At 38.1% G+C, this 15,271-nt stretch carries 15 protein-coding genes and 1 tRNA gene; 12 read left to right on the top strand and 4 right to left on the bottom strand.

The features are described 5' to 3' along the window. From H3V01_RS03890 to serS, 10 genes are all read left to right on the top strand, one after another. Complete coding sequence (locus H3V01_RS03890; protein WP_078475586.1) at positions 1-486, top strand: LPS-assembly lipoprotein LptE; 486 nt, start codon at positions 1-3, stop codon at positions 484-486. Then, the gene (gene holA, locus H3V01_RS03885; RefSeq protein WP_037474451.1) at positions 483-1,466 is read left to right on the top strand and encodes a DNA polymerase III subunit delta; all 984 of its coding nucleotides are present in this window, start codon (positions 483-485) and stop codon (positions 1,464-1,466) included. The genes H3V01_RS03890 and holA overlap by 4 nt, the downstream gene beginning before the upstream one ends. Positions 1,467-1,510: 44 nt before the next feature. After that, entirely contained in the window at positions 1,511-1,945 is a 435-nt protein-coding gene (locus H3V01_RS03880) for a type II toxin-antitoxin system RatA family toxin (protein ID WP_037393303.1), read from the top strand. After that, positions 1,935-2,219 (top strand): RnfH family protein, encoded by a 285-nt coding sequence (locus H3V01_RS03875; protein WP_341463840.1) that lies wholly within the window; start codon positions 1,935-1,937, stop codon positions 2,217-2,219. Before H3V01_RS03880 ends, H3V01_RS03875 begins: the two co-directional genes overlap by 11 nt. A gap of 46 nt (positions 2,220-2,265) precedes the next feature. Beyond that, a complete protein-coding gene (gene pth, locus H3V01_RS03870) occupies positions 2,266-2,841 on the top strand; it encodes an aminoacyl-tRNA hydrolase (protein WP_198186044.1) in 576 nt (191 codons plus the stop codon). An 18-nt stretch (positions 2,842-2,859) separates the two neighbouring features. Further along, on the top strand, positions 2,860-4,338 hold the full coding sequence (ubiD, locus tag H3V01_RS03865) for a 4-hydroxy-3-polyprenylbenzoate decarboxylase (protein WP_198186043.1): 1,479 nt from the start codon (positions 2,860-2,862) through the stop codon (positions 4,336-4,338). Positions 4,339-4,396: 58 nt separating this feature from the next. Further along, the gene (locus H3V01_RS03860; protein ID WP_198186042.1) at positions 4,397-6,034 is read left to right on the top strand and encodes a phospholipase D family protein; all 1,638 of its coding nucleotides are present in this window, start codon (positions 4,397-4,399) and stop codon (positions 6,032-6,034) included. Between the two features lie 60 nt (positions 6,035-6,094). Next, positions 6,095-6,664 carry an anthranilate synthase component II gene (locus H3V01_RS03855; protein WP_084565647.1) on the top strand — a complete coding sequence of 190 codons (570 nt, stop codon included), beginning with the start codon at positions 6,095-6,097 and terminating at the stop codon, positions 6,662-6,664. A 45-nt stretch (positions 6,665-6,709) separates the two neighbouring features. Beyond that, the gene (gene trpD / locus H3V01_RS03850; protein WP_084548459.1) at positions 6,710-7,753 is read left to right on the top strand and encodes an anthranilate phosphoribosyltransferase; all 1,044 of its coding nucleotides are present in this window, start codon (positions 6,710-6,712) and stop codon (positions 7,751-7,753) included. 109 nt (positions 7,754-7,862) lie between these two features. After that, entirely contained in the window at positions 7,863-9,155 is a 1,293-nt protein-coding gene (serS, locus tag H3V01_RS03845) for a serine--tRNA ligase (RefSeq protein ID WP_198186041.1), read from the top strand. 462 nt (positions 9,156-9,617) lie between these two features. Here serS and H3V01_RS03840 read toward each other — a convergent pair. Next, positions 9,618-9,693 (bottom strand) — tRNA-Lys (locus H3V01_RS03840). A gap of 288 nt (positions 9,694-9,981) precedes the next feature. Here H3V01_RS03840 and H3V01_RS03835 point away from each other — a divergent pair. Both H3V01_RS03835 and H3V01_RS03830 read left to right on the top strand, forming a co-directional pair. Then, positions 9,982-10,977 (top strand): SHOCT domain-containing protein, encoded by a 996-nt coding sequence (locus tag H3V01_RS03835; RefSeq protein ID WP_198186040.1) that lies wholly within the window; start codon positions 9,982-9,984, stop codon positions 10,975-10,977. Between the two features lie 168 nt (positions 10,978-11,145). Continuing rightward, positions 11,146-11,676, top strand: coding sequence for an inorganic diphosphatase (locus tag H3V01_RS03830; protein WP_198186039.1), 531 nt, complete (start codon positions 11,146-11,148; stop codon positions 11,674-11,676). Between the two features lie 712 nt (positions 11,677-12,388). On the opposite strand, the gene H3V01_RS03825 is transcribed toward H3V01_RS03830, so the two are convergent. The 3 genes from H3V01_RS03825 to H3V01_RS03815 form a co-directional block, all read right to left on the bottom strand. Beyond that, complete coding sequence (locus H3V01_RS03825) at positions 12,389-13,072, bottom strand: hypothetical protein (RefSeq protein ID WP_198186038.1); 684 nt, start codon at positions 13,070-13,072, stop codon at positions 12,389-12,391. A gap of 353 nt (positions 13,073-13,425) precedes the next feature. Beyond that, positions 13,426-13,869 (bottom strand): hypothetical protein, encoded by a 444-nt coding sequence (locus tag H3V01_RS03820; RefSeq protein WP_198186037.1) that lies wholly within the window; start codon positions 13,867-13,869, stop codon positions 13,426-13,428. 15 nt (positions 13,870-13,884) lie between these two features. After that, entirely contained in the window at positions 13,885-15,216 is a 1,332-nt protein-coding gene (locus H3V01_RS03815) for an RHS repeat domain-containing protein (RefSeq protein ID WP_198186036.1), read from the bottom strand. Between the last annotated feature and the right edge of the window lie 55 nt (positions 15,217-15,271).

The raw sequence follows: 15,271 nt of genomic DNA, 5'->3' as shown, positions 1-15,271 counted from the left end.
ATGAAAAAATGGCTGCTATTGGCTACTCTGTTTGTATTAACAGGCTGCGGATTCCATCTGAAAGGAACTTCCGGATTCGACACACCCATGCCATACCATAGCTGGAAGATTGAAGGCGGTAGTATGCAGCGGGCTCTGGAAGTCGTATTGCGGCGGCAGCCTGATGTAATTGTGGATACTGAACATCCGGATGTAGTGGTAAAAGTCATTTCAGCGACACAGGATTCTTCTACATCAGCAGTAGATTTATCTGGCGGAGCCAGTGAATATCTGCTCACACTGAAAGTGAATGTACAAGCCTATCATAATGATCAGCCACTAGGCGATCCGATACAAGTCACAGTACACCGTTATATGGATTATTCTGATCATGAGGTACTGGCCAAAGAAGATGAACAACGTATGATTTGGCATGATATGCGTACCGATGCTGCAGAACAAATTGTACGTCGCCTGGCTTTTCTGCCTGTAACTACTAACGAATGAGTAATTTATCAGTCCAGCCTCTGTCTGCAGCATATCTGATTCACGGTGAAGAAGAATTATTGCGAATAGAGGCTTTAGATGCTATCCGTTCAGCTGCACGCAGTCAGCAATATAATGAGCGCGAAGTTATCAATATAGAAACCGGATTCGACTGGGCATCACTTCTGTCCTCAGTTCATTCCGTTGGCTTATTTGCTGATAAAAAATTACTGGAAATTCATATTCCCTCTGGTAAACCCGGCAAAGAAGGAGCCGCAGTATTACAACAATTGGCTGAACAATTGCCGGAAAATACCTGCCTGCTTTTAATACTTCCTAAACTGGAACGATTACAAACACAGAGTAAATGGTTTTCAAGCTGGGCAAAAAATGCTCAGATATTTGAGGCAAAATCAATTAATCAAAATGCATTACCTCAGTGGATAAAAAATCGGCTGGCGGCTCAGAATCTGAATATCGATAATGATGCACTTGCCCTGTTTGCAGAAAAAGTAGAAGGCAATCTTTTAGCCGCAAAGCAGGAAATCGATAAACTGGCTCTAATTCATCCGGCCGGACATACCGTTACTCTGGATGACGCACAGACAGCAGTAGCTAACGTAGCACGTTTTGATATCTTTCAATTGTCAGCAGCATGGATGAGCGGAAACTCAGAACGCGTATTACGTTTACTGGAAGGTCTTGCATCTGAGGGAAATGAACCGGTACTATTATTATGGGTTATCAGTGAGGATATTCGTACTCTCATACGCTTACTTGCAGCATTAAAGCAAGGTAAATCAATCAGTGAAATGCGCCAAAGCCTGCGTTTATGGGGTGAAAAACAGACTTTAGCACCACAGGCTGCCAAACGTATCGGCATCAGACGTCTTCTTGAAGCTTTACAGATATGTGCGTTTATCGACCGACAAATTAAAGGTGCAGAAGAAGGTAATGCATGGGCAGAAATCAAACATCTTTTTCTGTCTCTGACCATCTGAACATTATTCTGGTAACTCACCGTTAAACTATTGATCCAATAATGATGAAAACAGTTGAAAAAAGCGTTTTAGTACTACATAGTGCCGAACACATATTTGATCTGGTCAACACAGTTGAAGATTATCCTAAGTTTTTACCCTGGTGTAATCGTACGGATATTCTCAAACGGGATGAACAATCTCTGGAAGCTGTATTGTACATGGACTATATGAAAATACGTCAGTCATTTGCTACCAGAAACATTAATCAAAGGCCAAATAAAATCCAGATGAGTTTGCTTAATGGTCCTTTTCGCAAACTGGAAGGCACCTGGCAATTTACTCCTATCGATGATCTGGGCTGTAAAATCGATTTTCGTCTGGAATATGAATTCTCCAATGCAGTACTTTCAGCACTAATAGGTCCGGTCTTTAACATTATCGCTACAACATTGGTTGATGCTTTTATTAAGGAAGCAGACAGACGCTATGATGACTGAAATTATTGTTGAAGCAGTATATGCCACCACTGATTATCAGCATCTCTGGCAGGGAAAAGTTCCGGCAGGAAGCTGTGCACGTCAGGTATTATTACAGTCAGATTTACCAGAAAAATTTCCACAAACTGATTTCTATGCAGCACCCATTGGTATATTCGGTAAAAAAGTTAATGATGATTATATATTATCGAATTGGGATCGAATTGAAGTTTACCGACCGTTACTGATTGATCCGAAAGAAAACCGGCGACGGCGTGCAAAGCAAAAAGAATAGTTTTTCAGTTAACTTTTATACAGTTTGTAATTCCCGAGGAATATACATGTCTCATATCAGGCTTATAGTTGGCTTGGGCAATCCGGGCACAGAATATGAACATACACGGCATAATATAGGTTTTGATTTCGTTGATGAACTTGCCAGGTTATGGAAAATCAGCTTAAAAGAAGAAAAAAAATTTTTTGGACAAGTAGCAAAAGTTAACTTACCCGAAAATGAAATCTGGCTGCTTAAACCTTCCACATACATGAACAAATCAGGCATATCCGTGCAATCTATAGCCAAATTCTTCAAAATATCACCTGAGGAAATATTGGTAATTCATGATGAGCTAGATATTCCTTGCGGCCAGATCAGGTTTAAAAAAGGCGGAGGAAATGGCGGTCATAACGGACTAAAAGATATACAGGCCTGGCTGGGCACCGCAGATTTTTACCGGCTACGACTAGGTATTGGTCATCCGGGTGATCGTAATCTTGTTGTTCATTATGTATTGCATAAACCATTGGCTGAAGAAAAAGTTTTGATAGACGAAGCTTTACACAAATCTCTGAATGCTATACCCCTGCTGTTAAGAGGAGAATTCAGCAGGGCGCAGCAACAATTACACAGCAAGTAAAATTTGAAAGATCATGTTATGAAATATCGTGACTTGCGGGAATTCATTGCTGTTCTTGAGCAGCAGCAATTATTAAAGCGGATTCAAACATCAGTTTCTCCACATTTGGAAATAACAGAAATTGCTGATCGTGTATTACAAAAGCAGGGACCGGCATTATTATTTGAAAATACTATAAATCAGACAGGAACAACATACCAGTTTCCTGTTCTGGCTAATCTTTTTGGTACTCCAGAACGTGTTGCCATGGGAATGGGGGCAGATGATACCAGTCAATTACGTGAAATAGGTAAAACACTGGCTTACCTGAAAGAGCCGGATCCTCCTAAAGGATTCAAAAATGCTTTTTCCAAATTACCATTACTCAAAGATTTATGGAGCATGGCTCCGCATATCGTCAAAAAAGCACCTTGTCAGGAAATTATTCTAGAAGGTGATAAAGTTGATTTAACACAATTGCCAATTCAAAAATGCTGGCCGGAAGATGCGGCTCCGCTAATTACCTGGGGCTTAACAGTTACACGCGGCCCAGAAAAAAAACGCCAGAATCTAGGCATTTACCGTCAGCAACTACTGAAAAAAAACAAACTAATCATGCGCTGGCTTGCTCATCGTGGCGGTGCTCTGGATTTTCATGCTTTTAAACAAAAATATCCAAACAAACCTTATCCTGTATCAGTCATACTGGGTTGTGATCCAGCTACCATCCTCGGAGCAGTCACCCCGGTACCAGACAGTCTCAGTGAATATCAGTTTGCTGGCTTATTAAGAGGCTCGCGTACTGAGCTGGTTAAATGTATCGGAAATGATTTGCATGTTCCTGCCCGGGCAGAAATCGTTCTTGAAGGAGTTATTTATCCGGACGAGACTGCACTGGAAGGTCCTTATGGAGACCATACCGGTTATTATAATGAACAGGATGATTTCCCGGTATTTACCGTAGAACGCATTACCATGCGCGAAAATGCCATTTATCACAGCACTTATACCGGTAAACCGCCTGATGAACCGGCAATTCTGGGAGTCGCACTGAATGAAGTATTTATCCCGTTATTACAAAAACAATTTCCGGAAATTATTGATTTCTATCTGCCTCCGGAAGGTTGTTCATATCGCATGGCCGTTGTCAGCATAAAGAAACAATATGCCGGACATGCCAAAAGAGTAATGATGGGTTGCTGGAGCTACCTGCGTCAGTTTATGTATACTAAATATATTATTGTAGTAGATAATGATATTAATATAAGAGACTGGAAAGAAGTTATCTGGGCAATTACCACACGTATGGATCCGGTGCGGGATACAACACTAATCGATCATACACCGATTGATTATCTGGATTTTGCCAGTCCGATTAGCGGACTTGGCGGGAAAATGGGTCTGGATGCAACCAATAAATGGCCCGGAGAGACAAACCGTGAATGGGGTAAAGTAATACACAAGGATCCGGCAACCATAGCTAAAGTTGATGCCATATGGCAAGATTTAGGTTTATAACAATTTTCAGTCACTATAAATTTACAAGTTTAAGTTTAACAACATATACGGCATAAACATGGGAAGTAAATATATAAATCGTATCTGTACATGGTGCCTGAATCTGGGTCTGGTCTCTATTCTGGCGGCCTGTCAAAGCCTGCCTTCTCAACAGGGTCGTAGTATCGAAACACATATTACTGCCGACACTCCATCCTCTCTTGCCTATGCTAATGCTTCACTTGTATCCGAACATAAAGGTTTATCCGGTCTTTATCCGCTTGATGACGGACATGAAGCATTCGCCGCACGGATAGCTCTGGTTCGCGCCGCAGAACACAGCCTAGATGTACAGTACTATATCTGGCGTAACGATACGTCCGGTCAGCTACTTTTTCATGAATTAGTTTTAGCTGCTCAGCGCGGTGTACATGTTCGCTTACTGCTTGATGACAATAATACTGTCGGCCTTGATAATATATTAAAAGCACTTAATCAAGAACCCAACATCGAAATCAGATTATTTAACCCTTTTATGCACCGGCACTGGCGCGCTTTAAGCTACATGACAGATTTTGCCCGCCTAAACCGGCGTATGCATAATAAATCTATCACAGCTGATAATCAGGCCACTATTCTAGGCGGACGGAATATTGGTGATGAATATTTTGATATGGGTAAAGGCACACTTTTTGTAGATTTAGATATTCTTGCCATAGGACCTATTGTTAATCAGGTTTCAAACAATTTTGACCGCTACTGGAACAGCGCTTCGTCATATCCCTTAAACGGTATAGTTCACCCCCGCCATATTAAATTACAGGCAAGTATGCCTATATTTAAACATCGCAGTTTCAATCATCTACGTGCCAATAGTTATGATAATGCCTATAATCGTGACAATTTTGCCAACCGATTATTAGACGGATCGCTGGATTATCAATGGGCACACCTGATATTGGTAAGTGACAATCCTGATAAAGCTCTGCCCAAAAACAGGAGAATAGTAGAAGCCACCCAGTCTGATAATAATCTTTTAATTGAACCTGATACAGAACAACCACCGGTAATTAAATATCAAAAAGCCAGTTTAACTCTGAACGCACTCGCTGCATCCGTTGTTGAACCACAAAAAGATTTACTGGTTATCACTCCGTATTTTGTACCCACACAGACAGGTCTTGAGTATCTGCAAAAATTACGGGAAGAGGGTGTTAAGATACGTATTCTCACAAACTCCTTAGCAGCAACCGATGTGGCAGCAGTACATTCTGGTTATTCTCACTATAGAATACCGCTGTTAAAAGAAGGAGTAGAAATTTATGAACTCAAAAATCAGGGCTTTTTAAAAGGGCCACGTGACCGTGCTTTTACAGGTAATTCCGAATCAAGCTTGCATGCTAAAACTTTTACCATCGACGGACAGCAGCTTTATATCGGTTCATTAAATTTTGATCCCCGTTCGGCACGGCTTAACACAGAAATGGGTGTCGTTATACAGTCTCCTGAAATGGCACAATTTATGAATCAGGCAATTAATGAAGCATTGCCGGATGTTACTTATCAGGTAAAACTATCACCACAAGGCAAGCTGGAGTGGATGGAAACCAACGACAAAAATCAAACAAAGGTTTATCATCATGAACCGGATACTATTTTTTGGCAGCGTATCTGGGTAAAAATGCTCTCCTTACTCCCACTGGAAAGCTTACTTTAACCAGTTTTAGCCATCTCTCATTTGTTCACAACTTGATATTTCTTATAAGAGGTATTGCCAATGCTTTTGTTTATAGATAATTACGATAGCTTTACCTTTAACATAGTGCAATACCTTGGCGAACTGGGCGAAAACGTAATTGTTAAGCATAATGATGAAATTACACTGCAAGATATTAGCAGACTGGCTCCGGATAAAATTGTCATCGGTCCGGGTCCATGCACACCCAGAGAAGCTGGTATTTCTGTTGATACCATTAAACATTTTGCACACACAATACCGATACTGGGTATTTGTCTGGGACATCAGAGTATAGCTTATGCTTTTGGCGGAAATATAGTACGCGCCAAAAAAGTTATGCATGGTAAAATTTCACCTGTTTACCATCACAATAACTCCCTTTTCAATAACCTGCCTAATCCGGTAAATTGTACCCGATACCATAGTCTGGTTATTGAAAAAGAAACTTTACCCGATTGTCTCGAAATAACCGCTTGGACTGATGACAATGAAATTATGGGTATCAGACATAAAACTCTGCCTGTAGAAGGTGTTCAGTTTCATCCTGAAGGATTACTTACCGAAAATGGTTATGCAATGTTGCACAATTTTCTGCAACAGCATAACTAATAAAGTAAAAATTTTAAAAATAGTTATATTTTAGAAAGAATTATCATGATAACGCCGCAACAGGCACTTAATCGTTTACTGGACAACAATGAATTATTCTATGATGAAATGACAGATTTAATGCGCCAGATAATGAACGGAGAAGTGGCGCCTGAAGTCATAGCTGCTATTTTAATCGGATTACGTATTAAAGTAGAAAGCGTATCGGAAATCGCGGCTGCGGCAACTGTTATGCGTGAATTCTCAACAAAAGTACCTGTACAGCAGCGAGAACATTTAGTCGATATCGTTGGGACGGGTGGAGATAATGCACATACATTCAACATATCTACAACCAGCATGTTTGTAGTTGCAGCAGCCGGAGCAAAAGTGGCCAAACATGGAGGACGTTCCGTATCTTCTTCAAGCGGCTCTGCTGACATCATTGAAGCCATGGGTGCTGCACTCGAATTAGCTCCTGAACAAGTAGGAGAATGTATCGATCAGCTTGGTGTCGGATTTATGTATGCACCAAATCATCATAACAGCATGCGATATGTAGCTCCCGTACGTCGGGCATTAGGCGTACGTACCGTCTTTAATATACTAGGACCATTAACCAATCCGGCAACAGCATCCAACCAGGTTTTAGGGGTATTCCATATTGATCTGGTCGGGATTTTATCTCGTGTGCTGAAACAGCTTGGCAGCAAACATGTTTTAGTTGTACATGGAAGTGACGGACTGGATGAAATTACACTTACCGGCACAACCCGCATAGCTGAATTAAAAAATGGCACTATCATGGAATACGATATCCATCCGACTCAGTTTGACATGCCGGTAATTGAAGACTTAAAACCTTTAAAAGTGGCCAATAGTGAAGAATCGCTGCATATCATGAATAGCGTATTAAATGGAGAAAAAGGACCTTGCCGTGATATAGTCGTGCTCAATGCAGCTGCTGCAATCTATGCGGCAGACATAACTTCTTCATTAGAAGAGGGTGTTGATTTAGCCATTACCGCCATAGATTCTGGTAAGGCAAAAGCGAAACAAACAGAATTTATCCAAAAAACACAACAATTGGCTAACCTGTCAAATAGCTAACATTAAATAAACCCAGCTTATAAGCTAAATAAAATTTGTATGCATTCATTTTAGCAATGAATCGTTTACAATAATGGCTATAATCTGTCACTAAACACACTATATTATTATGCTAGACATTCAATTACTCCGTCAGGATATCAACAGTATTGCGGAAAAATTACAGACTCGTGGTTTTAATCTGGATACCGAAACTTTCACCCGACTGGAACAACAGCGTAAACAATTACAAATACGCACAGAAGAGTTGCAATCTAAACGCAATAATCTTTCCAAGCAGATTGGTGCACTAAAAGGTCAGGGCAAACATGATGAAGCTAACCAGACAATGGCTGAAGTTGCCCAAATCAAGACCGAACTGGAAAAGGTTGATCAGGACTACCAAACCATACAAAATCAAATTAATAATTTGATCCTGACAATTCCGAATCTACCGCATAGTGACGTTCCTGTGGGCAAAGATGAGAATGACAACATCGAAATCCGCCGATTCGGTACGCCAAGACAATTTAATTTTGCAATTAAGGATCATGTTGATTTAGGTGAACCGTTAGGCTTAGATTTCAAAACCGGCTCAGAGCTATCCGGAGCAAGATTTTCATTAATGCGGGGTCCGATAGCTCGCCTGCATCGTGCACTGGCACAATTTATGCTTGATACCCATACTCAGCAACATGGTTATACAGAACATTACACCCCTTATATTGTTAATCCTGAAATTCTGTTAGGTACCGGACAATTACCTAAATTTGCTGAAGATATGTATAAAGTAAGCTGCGGAGGCGAAGAAAATACACAGGAACAATATCTGATATCAACCGCAGAAATTACCCTGACTAATACCGTGCGTGAACGTATTCTAAGCAAAGATGAATTACCTAAAAAACTCACCGCACACTCACCATGTTTCCGTTCTGAGGCCGGTTCCTACGGTAAAGATACACGCGGGCTGATTCGGCAGCATCAGTTTGACAAAGTAGAAATGGTGCAGATTCAGCGACCGGAAAATTCTTATGCTGCTCTGGAAGAAATGGTTGGTCACGCCGAAAAAATTCTTCAGCTTTTGGAATTACCATATCGGGTAATTGTTCTCTGTACAGGTGATATGGGATTTAGTGCCGCTAAAACCTATGATTTGGAGGTATGGGTACCTGCACAAAACACTTATCGGGAAATTTCCAGCTGCTCAAACTGCGAAGATTTCCAGGCACGGCGTATGCAAGCAAGATTTAAAGATAATGACGGCAAAAATCAGCTGGTACATACATTAAATGGTTCAGGCCTGGCAGTTGGCAGAGCTTTGGTAGCATTACTGGAAAATCATCAGAATGAGGATGGAAGCATTAATATTCCAGAGGCTTTACAGCCTTATCTGGGTGGATTAAGCGTATTACGCGCATAATTAAATTATTTATTTTCTTAATGCATGCCGGCAACTTGCCGGCTTTTTTATGGACAAAATGGAAGAAACTTTTACATGTGTAAAAGCGCACAATCGCTATAAATGCGGAACACAAACCATCAGAGATGGTATAAATACAAGAGATTTGATAGTGGCCAAAATTGACAGAAACTGGATTATTCGTCAAACAAATCTTGACATTTAATATTCACAATATGATTTAAGGCATACATGGACAGCTAGCTGACAGAATGAGGGCAGTTGTATGATTTGAAAAATAAGTGGGTGGGGCTGGAAATGATGCAAAAATATGCTTATCCGCACAATTATCATTTAGACGCACTTGCAATAAAGATTGACAGCTTTATGAAAATCGCACATCAAAAAATGGCAAAACGGGATATCAATGGACTATTATTTATGTACAAAAAATTTTAACCTATTGAGCTCAATAGGTTAATGTGGTGGGTCGTCAGGGGATCGAACCCTGGACAAATGGATTAAGAGTCCACTGCTCTACCAACTGAGCTAACGACCCAACAGGGTTATTATAATTATACGCTTCTTTACATTAAAGGGCAATTATTTATTACTATAGGGCATAAATATTGTCCTTAGGAAAATTTTAACTTACTAAAATTCAGTAAGTTGCTAACTTAAATCATACCCATGAAAATCTTCAATGTTCTCAGCTTCAAAATTTAAGTAACATCAAAAATAATTTCAATGCCCGGATACCAGAAACAAATAAAAATTTGCTATAAATAAATCTTTAATTTATGTTATAACCTTTATATATTAACAGTCTGCATTAAAGGGTTAGGGTATGGATAAATCTTCTGTAACTGAAGAATTGGAAGCATTATTTGATTTGCTTGAAAAAGGAGCGATTACTAAAGAAGAGTATGAAGCTCAAAAAGCTTTACTCTTATCAAATCAAGAGCAACAGCCTATAAATACAAATACATCCTTCCCAGAATCTGTAGAATCTCAGGATGAATCAATCCCAGTATTTATAGAACAGCCTGCTCAAATTCAAAATCAGCAATCTCACAGTAACAGTGTCAAGATTATTTTAATTATCATGATTGGAATAATCATACTTGTAGCAATGTTTTTTATTTTCTTCAGCAATAGAGCAAATACCCCCCCTGTTAATGACCAGAGTACTCTTTCAGCCAGTATGGCCAGTAGTGTTATCACAGTGAATGCCCAGCAACCCAGTGATACAACCTCGGAAGCAGACACAGATGAAACAGGTTTGAATCTTAATAAAAAAACGCCAGAAGAACTCAATAAACTATTGATTAAATTTCAGCAAGAGCGTGCTAATGCAGTAGCTAATTTACGCTCTGTATGGGCTGGTCTTGATCCTGATTTCAAAGCAACAGTGCAGCAAGAACAGAAAGATTGGGATAGCACTGCATTAGCAGCTAACTGTTCTTTATCAGGTTACAGCACACCATTAGCACAACAAGTAGCTAATCAGTATTGCGAAACCATGATGCTAAATAGCCGGGCACAAAGTTTACTGGATGAACAGGCATCCTCTCTGGCTGATATTAAACAGGAAAAAACAGCTCAAATGGATAAAATGGCAACTGACGCATTAAAAAGAGTGAATTTAACCTGGTCAACAATTCCTGAAGATATACAACAGAGTCTGAATCAGACATTTGAACAGTGGTCTGATGAAGTAAACCAATATTGCCTCTCCAGACCAACAGCCCAGAATCTTACTGAAACTCAAATTAATTATGATAATTGTGTCATTAAAAAATCTGAAAGCAAAATCAAAGAACTGAACGGCTATAAAATCTAGTTTTAATCCAAAAGACAAACTTAATATAGTTTGCCTTTTAGTAAATACTTTTGAATACGAATAGCTAAGAATTTTTTTTATCCGGTAAAATTTAAATAAAATATGGGCAAACAAAAAACCATTGTTTACAATACGCCTACTTAAACTTTTAAAGCAGGACATTTAATTATGGCAGATTTTAATCAGATTCTGGATGCTGGTAATGTAGACGGCGGTATTATTAATGTAGTAGTTGAAATTCCGGCCGGATCAAACCATAAAATAGAATGGGACAGAAAACTGGCTACCATGAAACTCGATCGCGTTGAACCTGTTATTTTTGCTAAACCAACCAACTATGGGTTTATACCGCAAACGCTGGATGAAGATGGTGATGAACTGGATGCATTAATCATTACCGATCAGCCATTGACTACCGGTATTTATCTGGAAGCCAGAATTATTGGCGTAATGAAATTTGTTGATGATGGCGAAGTGGACGACAAAATTGTTGTTGTACCAGCCGACGATCGCAATAATGGTAATGCAATTCAAACACTGGCCGACCTACCGGCACAATTAATAAAACAAATTGAGTTTCATTTCAACCATTATAAAGATTTAAAAAAAGCCGGCACAACACAAGTAACAAATTGGGGTGATATAGAAGAAGCAAAAAGTGTTATTCGTGAATCTCAGCAACGCTGGAAACAAAAATAATTTAAACATACAATTTATGTAACCATAATATATTAGAGTGCTGCGAAATTTGAAGTTTGGTATATTCAGATATCGCAGCAAAATTTTAAATACAATAACTTAATTTCTTTAAAGAAGATTACTAGTGGATAAATGCTACAAGTTAACAGACAATAAAATGTAAACAGATCGCAATAGGGCATGCGTCCACTATTTGTATAGCAAAGGCTTATAAAGATGATGGAAATGCAAGGATAGATGCAGGAAGCAGTGCTCATTGCAAACAGCTGGATAAGGTTGCCAGAAAGTTTTTCCCTTAATGCTAAAACAAGTCAACGATATTAAGTTTAATTATATTAGGGCAGTCAGGTTGTTATTGATATTTATTACTAGCTAAATATAATACTAAAATTTAACATAATATATATTATGCGAAATAAGATTTTGATTAAAGAAAAACTCAATGATTAAATATAAAAACAACAGGATCTAAAAATTATTTCTCCTCAAAGAACTATTCTAGATGACTGATATTTTGTTAAAAAGTATGTTAGAAGAGCTGTTGGATAATGATATAACGATTACAGCTAAAAAAATAACATAACACGTCTAGTTTTTAATCCCAAAATTCAGGCGGATCAACTAACTCTTGTAAATAATCAAATTTTATAGGCTTAGGAATGTCAGGATAAAACCCTAACTTTGTAGCTTTCAGAGTAGCATAATAGATTTTTTAAAGCTTCATGACTTTGCCTAATGATGAGTCATAGTAATACTCACCTGTCCTCAATAACTTTCTTTGATACCATGATAAAGGATACTCGATATCACCCCAATCGGAATCATAGGTGTAGTATTCATTTTTAAGACCGTCAATTAAGTCATCAATATGTGCATATAAATTTGGTGCTAACACATTAGAATACCCAGAAACAGAATTGATAAGGCGCCCAAAATATTGTTCTCTCAAATCAATCAAAATAAAACAACATGAACCACTATCGTATAAAGGCATTAACTCATATGATATTGTTGTATCTATGTAATCTTTCTGTGTATCGTCATAACTGAGTCCTTCTAAATCTTTCTTTTCAGCATCTTCAGAAATAATATTATAATCCATTTGTAAGCTTATGAATGAAGCATATTCTTTATCAGTAGTATATTCTTTTATTAAAAGTTTTGGTGTTAATGGGGTATATACAGTATTAATTAGTAAATGTAACGACTCATCTTCACATAAAGAAAGTAGTTTCTTTATTTCTACTGGTATTTCATAACACGTTGATGATTTTTTGCAAATAATTGTTTCTATCTGTGTAAAAATAGCAAGATCGTCATTTTTAATTGAATAATCTTGAGAGAAAATAGTATTTTTAATTTCTTGAAGCATCTCAATAGCAGGTTCAGCTTTCATATAAGACCTTCCAATAGTTAAGATTGAAATTTTGTATAGAAATTAATAAAATATGGGACAGTTTTATAAAACTGTCCCATATTTTACTTTTTAGAATCCTATACGTCCATATATAAGGCTCTAATATCTCAATATTTTTTGATAGTTCTAGTTTAAGATAGCCACATATAAAAAGAGAAATTAATATAATTAACTATATAAATGCCATTTATTGTTACCTGATATTTTTCATAATCAGGTAATAAATATACGAGTGGCGTGCATTTTTCTATGTTACCAATGTGTGTTTGCTGTTTAAAAATTGATGTTTGCAATGTTTTATAAGCTATCACTGCTCCGTTAACAAATAGTTTTTAATCACAAAATTCAGGCGGATCAACTAACTCTACTAAATAATCAAATTCTATAGGCTTAGGAATGTCAGGATACGCTCCCAGTTCAGCTTCTTCTAAAAGCTCTTTTGCAGTTCTCCTAAGACTTGACCAATAGTTTGATATCATAAAGCTTTCATAAGAATAAATGGTATCATCGGCTATTCTTAATAGATTCCGGAACTGTTCATCTTTTACTAAAATGCTTCCTTCATCATATTCATTGATGAAAGGATAATCACACAAAGCGTTCATAAGAGCAATTAGAACATTTTTCGTAGGCCTATCATAATCTTTGTCATTTAGATATAAAGGCGGATATTCAAAATATTGCAGTTGTTGCTCTGGTTCTAATGTCATAAATGATATTAGCATCCAAGATACAGACATTTTATAATAAGTTGTTTCCCATAAAGGTAAATTCATCTTTAGACTCCCATATTAATGCCATTGCATAATGTGATAATGAAAATCTCCATCGATCCAATATCCTAACTCCTTGGGTTTTAATCCCTTTTTTCCACCATGATCTGGTGCGGGGGTGTGATGATCCATTCTAATTAATTGACGTAAATTTTTCATTTGCATGCCTAGTCCAAATAATTGTCCACGAGCACCTTTTTTTTCTGCACCAAAAACTAATTTAATAGGTACTTTTTCATTACCAAACCTGATTTTGGCCCCTGTTGGAATAGTTTTCTGAGTATTTTCTATTTGAGTTTTAAACATAGGCATATAAATCAAAAAGCCTTTTAGTTTTGTACCTTGCCTTTTTGTTTTACTATAGCCGGAAGCCCAATCTCCTATTCCTGTACAAATAGCTCTTGGTAAATTGAATGTAAAACTTTGAATAGCCTCTTGGTAGTCAAAAGATTCACTACTAGGGTGTCCATTTATTCCAAAGTCTGAAGCAGATAATCCTTGAATAACTCCCATAATACTATTTGTACCTGAAATAAGCTCAATAAATCCAGATACGGCTTGTACTTTATCATATAAATTCATAAAGTAGGCCATTCTAGTGCCAACTGTTTGAAGGGAGTTCATCATTGAAACATTTATGTCTATCAGTCCCATATACCCGCTAGGGTCAATAATATTGACAGACTCAGCATGAGCATAAAGATAAGGATTCAATGTAATCGGATTATTCCTAACACCCTCAAAACTATCCCTGCTTACAAACCGCCCAATCTTCGGATCATAATCTCTGGCTCTTAAGTGATAAAAGCCACTGTCCTGATCAAGATACTCACCCACATAACGGTGCTTGATTGTACTGTCAGGTTTACTGCTTAATAGCGCATTACCAAAGGCATTATAATCAATAATTGATTGGGTAGAACCTTGTTGATCGGTTACCAGACGAGTAGAACCCTGTGCATCCTGGTAAAGATGGTTCACTTGCCCTGTTTGGTCTTGGGTAAGTAAATCACCTAAGCCCTCAGGCGTATGCACATAAAGTGTTTCACTCCAGGCCCCCTGATCTACACGTGTACGCTCTAACACTACTTCACTGTAAGGACGTTCGCTATCGACTAAGTATTGTGTTTCAATGGTTTGCCCATTTTGTTTAGTTACTTTACCGATACGATTATCTTGCCCATCGTATTGATAAGACACTTGTCGCCGGTTAACCTGATCATCAATGGCAATTAGCTTATTACTACTGCTCCATGAGTAAGATATTTCTCCCTCAGGGCTGGTTTTCTTAATCAGATTGCCATTATTATCCCATGCGTAAGAAGTAGTGACATCCTGCCGTTGTTTCACTGATTAACTGATCGTTACTGTTATAACTGTAGTGGGTAGTTATACCATTCGCGAC

Origin of the sequence: Snodgrassella sp. M0351 (assembly GCF_016100575.1) — a bacterium.
Lineage (GTDB): Bacteria > Pseudomonadota > Gammaproteobacteria > Burkholderiales > Neisseriaceae > Snodgrassella > Snodgrassella alvi.
The sequence above is the reverse complement of the archived record's forward strand: the minus strand, read 5'-3'. Positions and strand labels throughout refer to the sequence as shown.

Coding starts and splice junctions, on each gene's coding strand:
- H3V01_RS03890 (WP_078475586.1), top strand. CDS start 1: ATGAAAAAATGGCTGCTATTGGCTACTCTGTTTGTATTAACAGGCTGC.
- holA (WP_037474451.1), top strand. CDS start 483: ATGAGTAATTTATCAGTCCAGCCTCTGTCTGCAGCATATCTGATTCAC.
- H3V01_RS03880 (WP_037393303.1), top strand. CDS start 1,511: ATGAAAACAGTTGAAAAAAGCGTTTTAGTACTACATAGTGCCGAACAC.
- H3V01_RS03875 (WP_341463840.1), top strand. CDS start 1,935: ATGATGACTGAAATTATTGTTGAAGCAGTATATGCCACCACTGATTAT.
- pth (WP_198186044.1), top strand. CDS start 2,266: ATGTCTCATATCAGGCTTATAGTTGGCTTGGGCAATCCGGGCACAGAA.
- ubiD (WP_198186043.1), top strand. CDS start 2,860: ATGAAATATCGTGACTTGCGGGAATTCATTGCTGTTCTTGAGCAGCAG.
- H3V01_RS03860 (WP_198186042.1), top strand. CDS start 4,397: ATGGGAAGTAAATATATAAATCGTATCTGTACATGGTGCCTGAATCTG.
- H3V01_RS03855 (WP_084565647.1), top strand. CDS start 6,095: ATGCTTTTGTTTATAGATAATTACGATAGCTTTACCTTTAACATAGTG.
- trpD (WP_084548459.1), top strand. CDS start 6,710: ATGATAACGCCGCAACAGGCACTTAATCGTTTACTGGACAACAATGAA.
- serS (WP_198186041.1), top strand. CDS start 7,863: ATGCTAGACATTCAATTACTCCGTCAGGATATCAACAGTATTGCGGAA.
- H3V01_RS03835 (WP_198186040.1), top strand. CDS start 9,982: ATGGATAAATCTTCTGTAACTGAAGAATTGGAAGCATTATTTGATTTG.
- H3V01_RS03830 (WP_198186039.1), top strand. CDS start 11,146: ATGGCAGATTTTAATCAGATTCTGGATGCTGGTAATGTAGACGGCGGT.
- H3V01_RS03825 (WP_198186038.1), bottom strand. CDS start 13,072: ATGAAAGCTGAACCTGCTATTGAGATGCTTCAAGAAATTAAAAATACT.
- H3V01_RS03820 (WP_198186037.1), bottom strand. CDS start 13,869: ATGAATTTACCTTTATGGGAAACAACTTATTATAAAATGTCTGTATCT.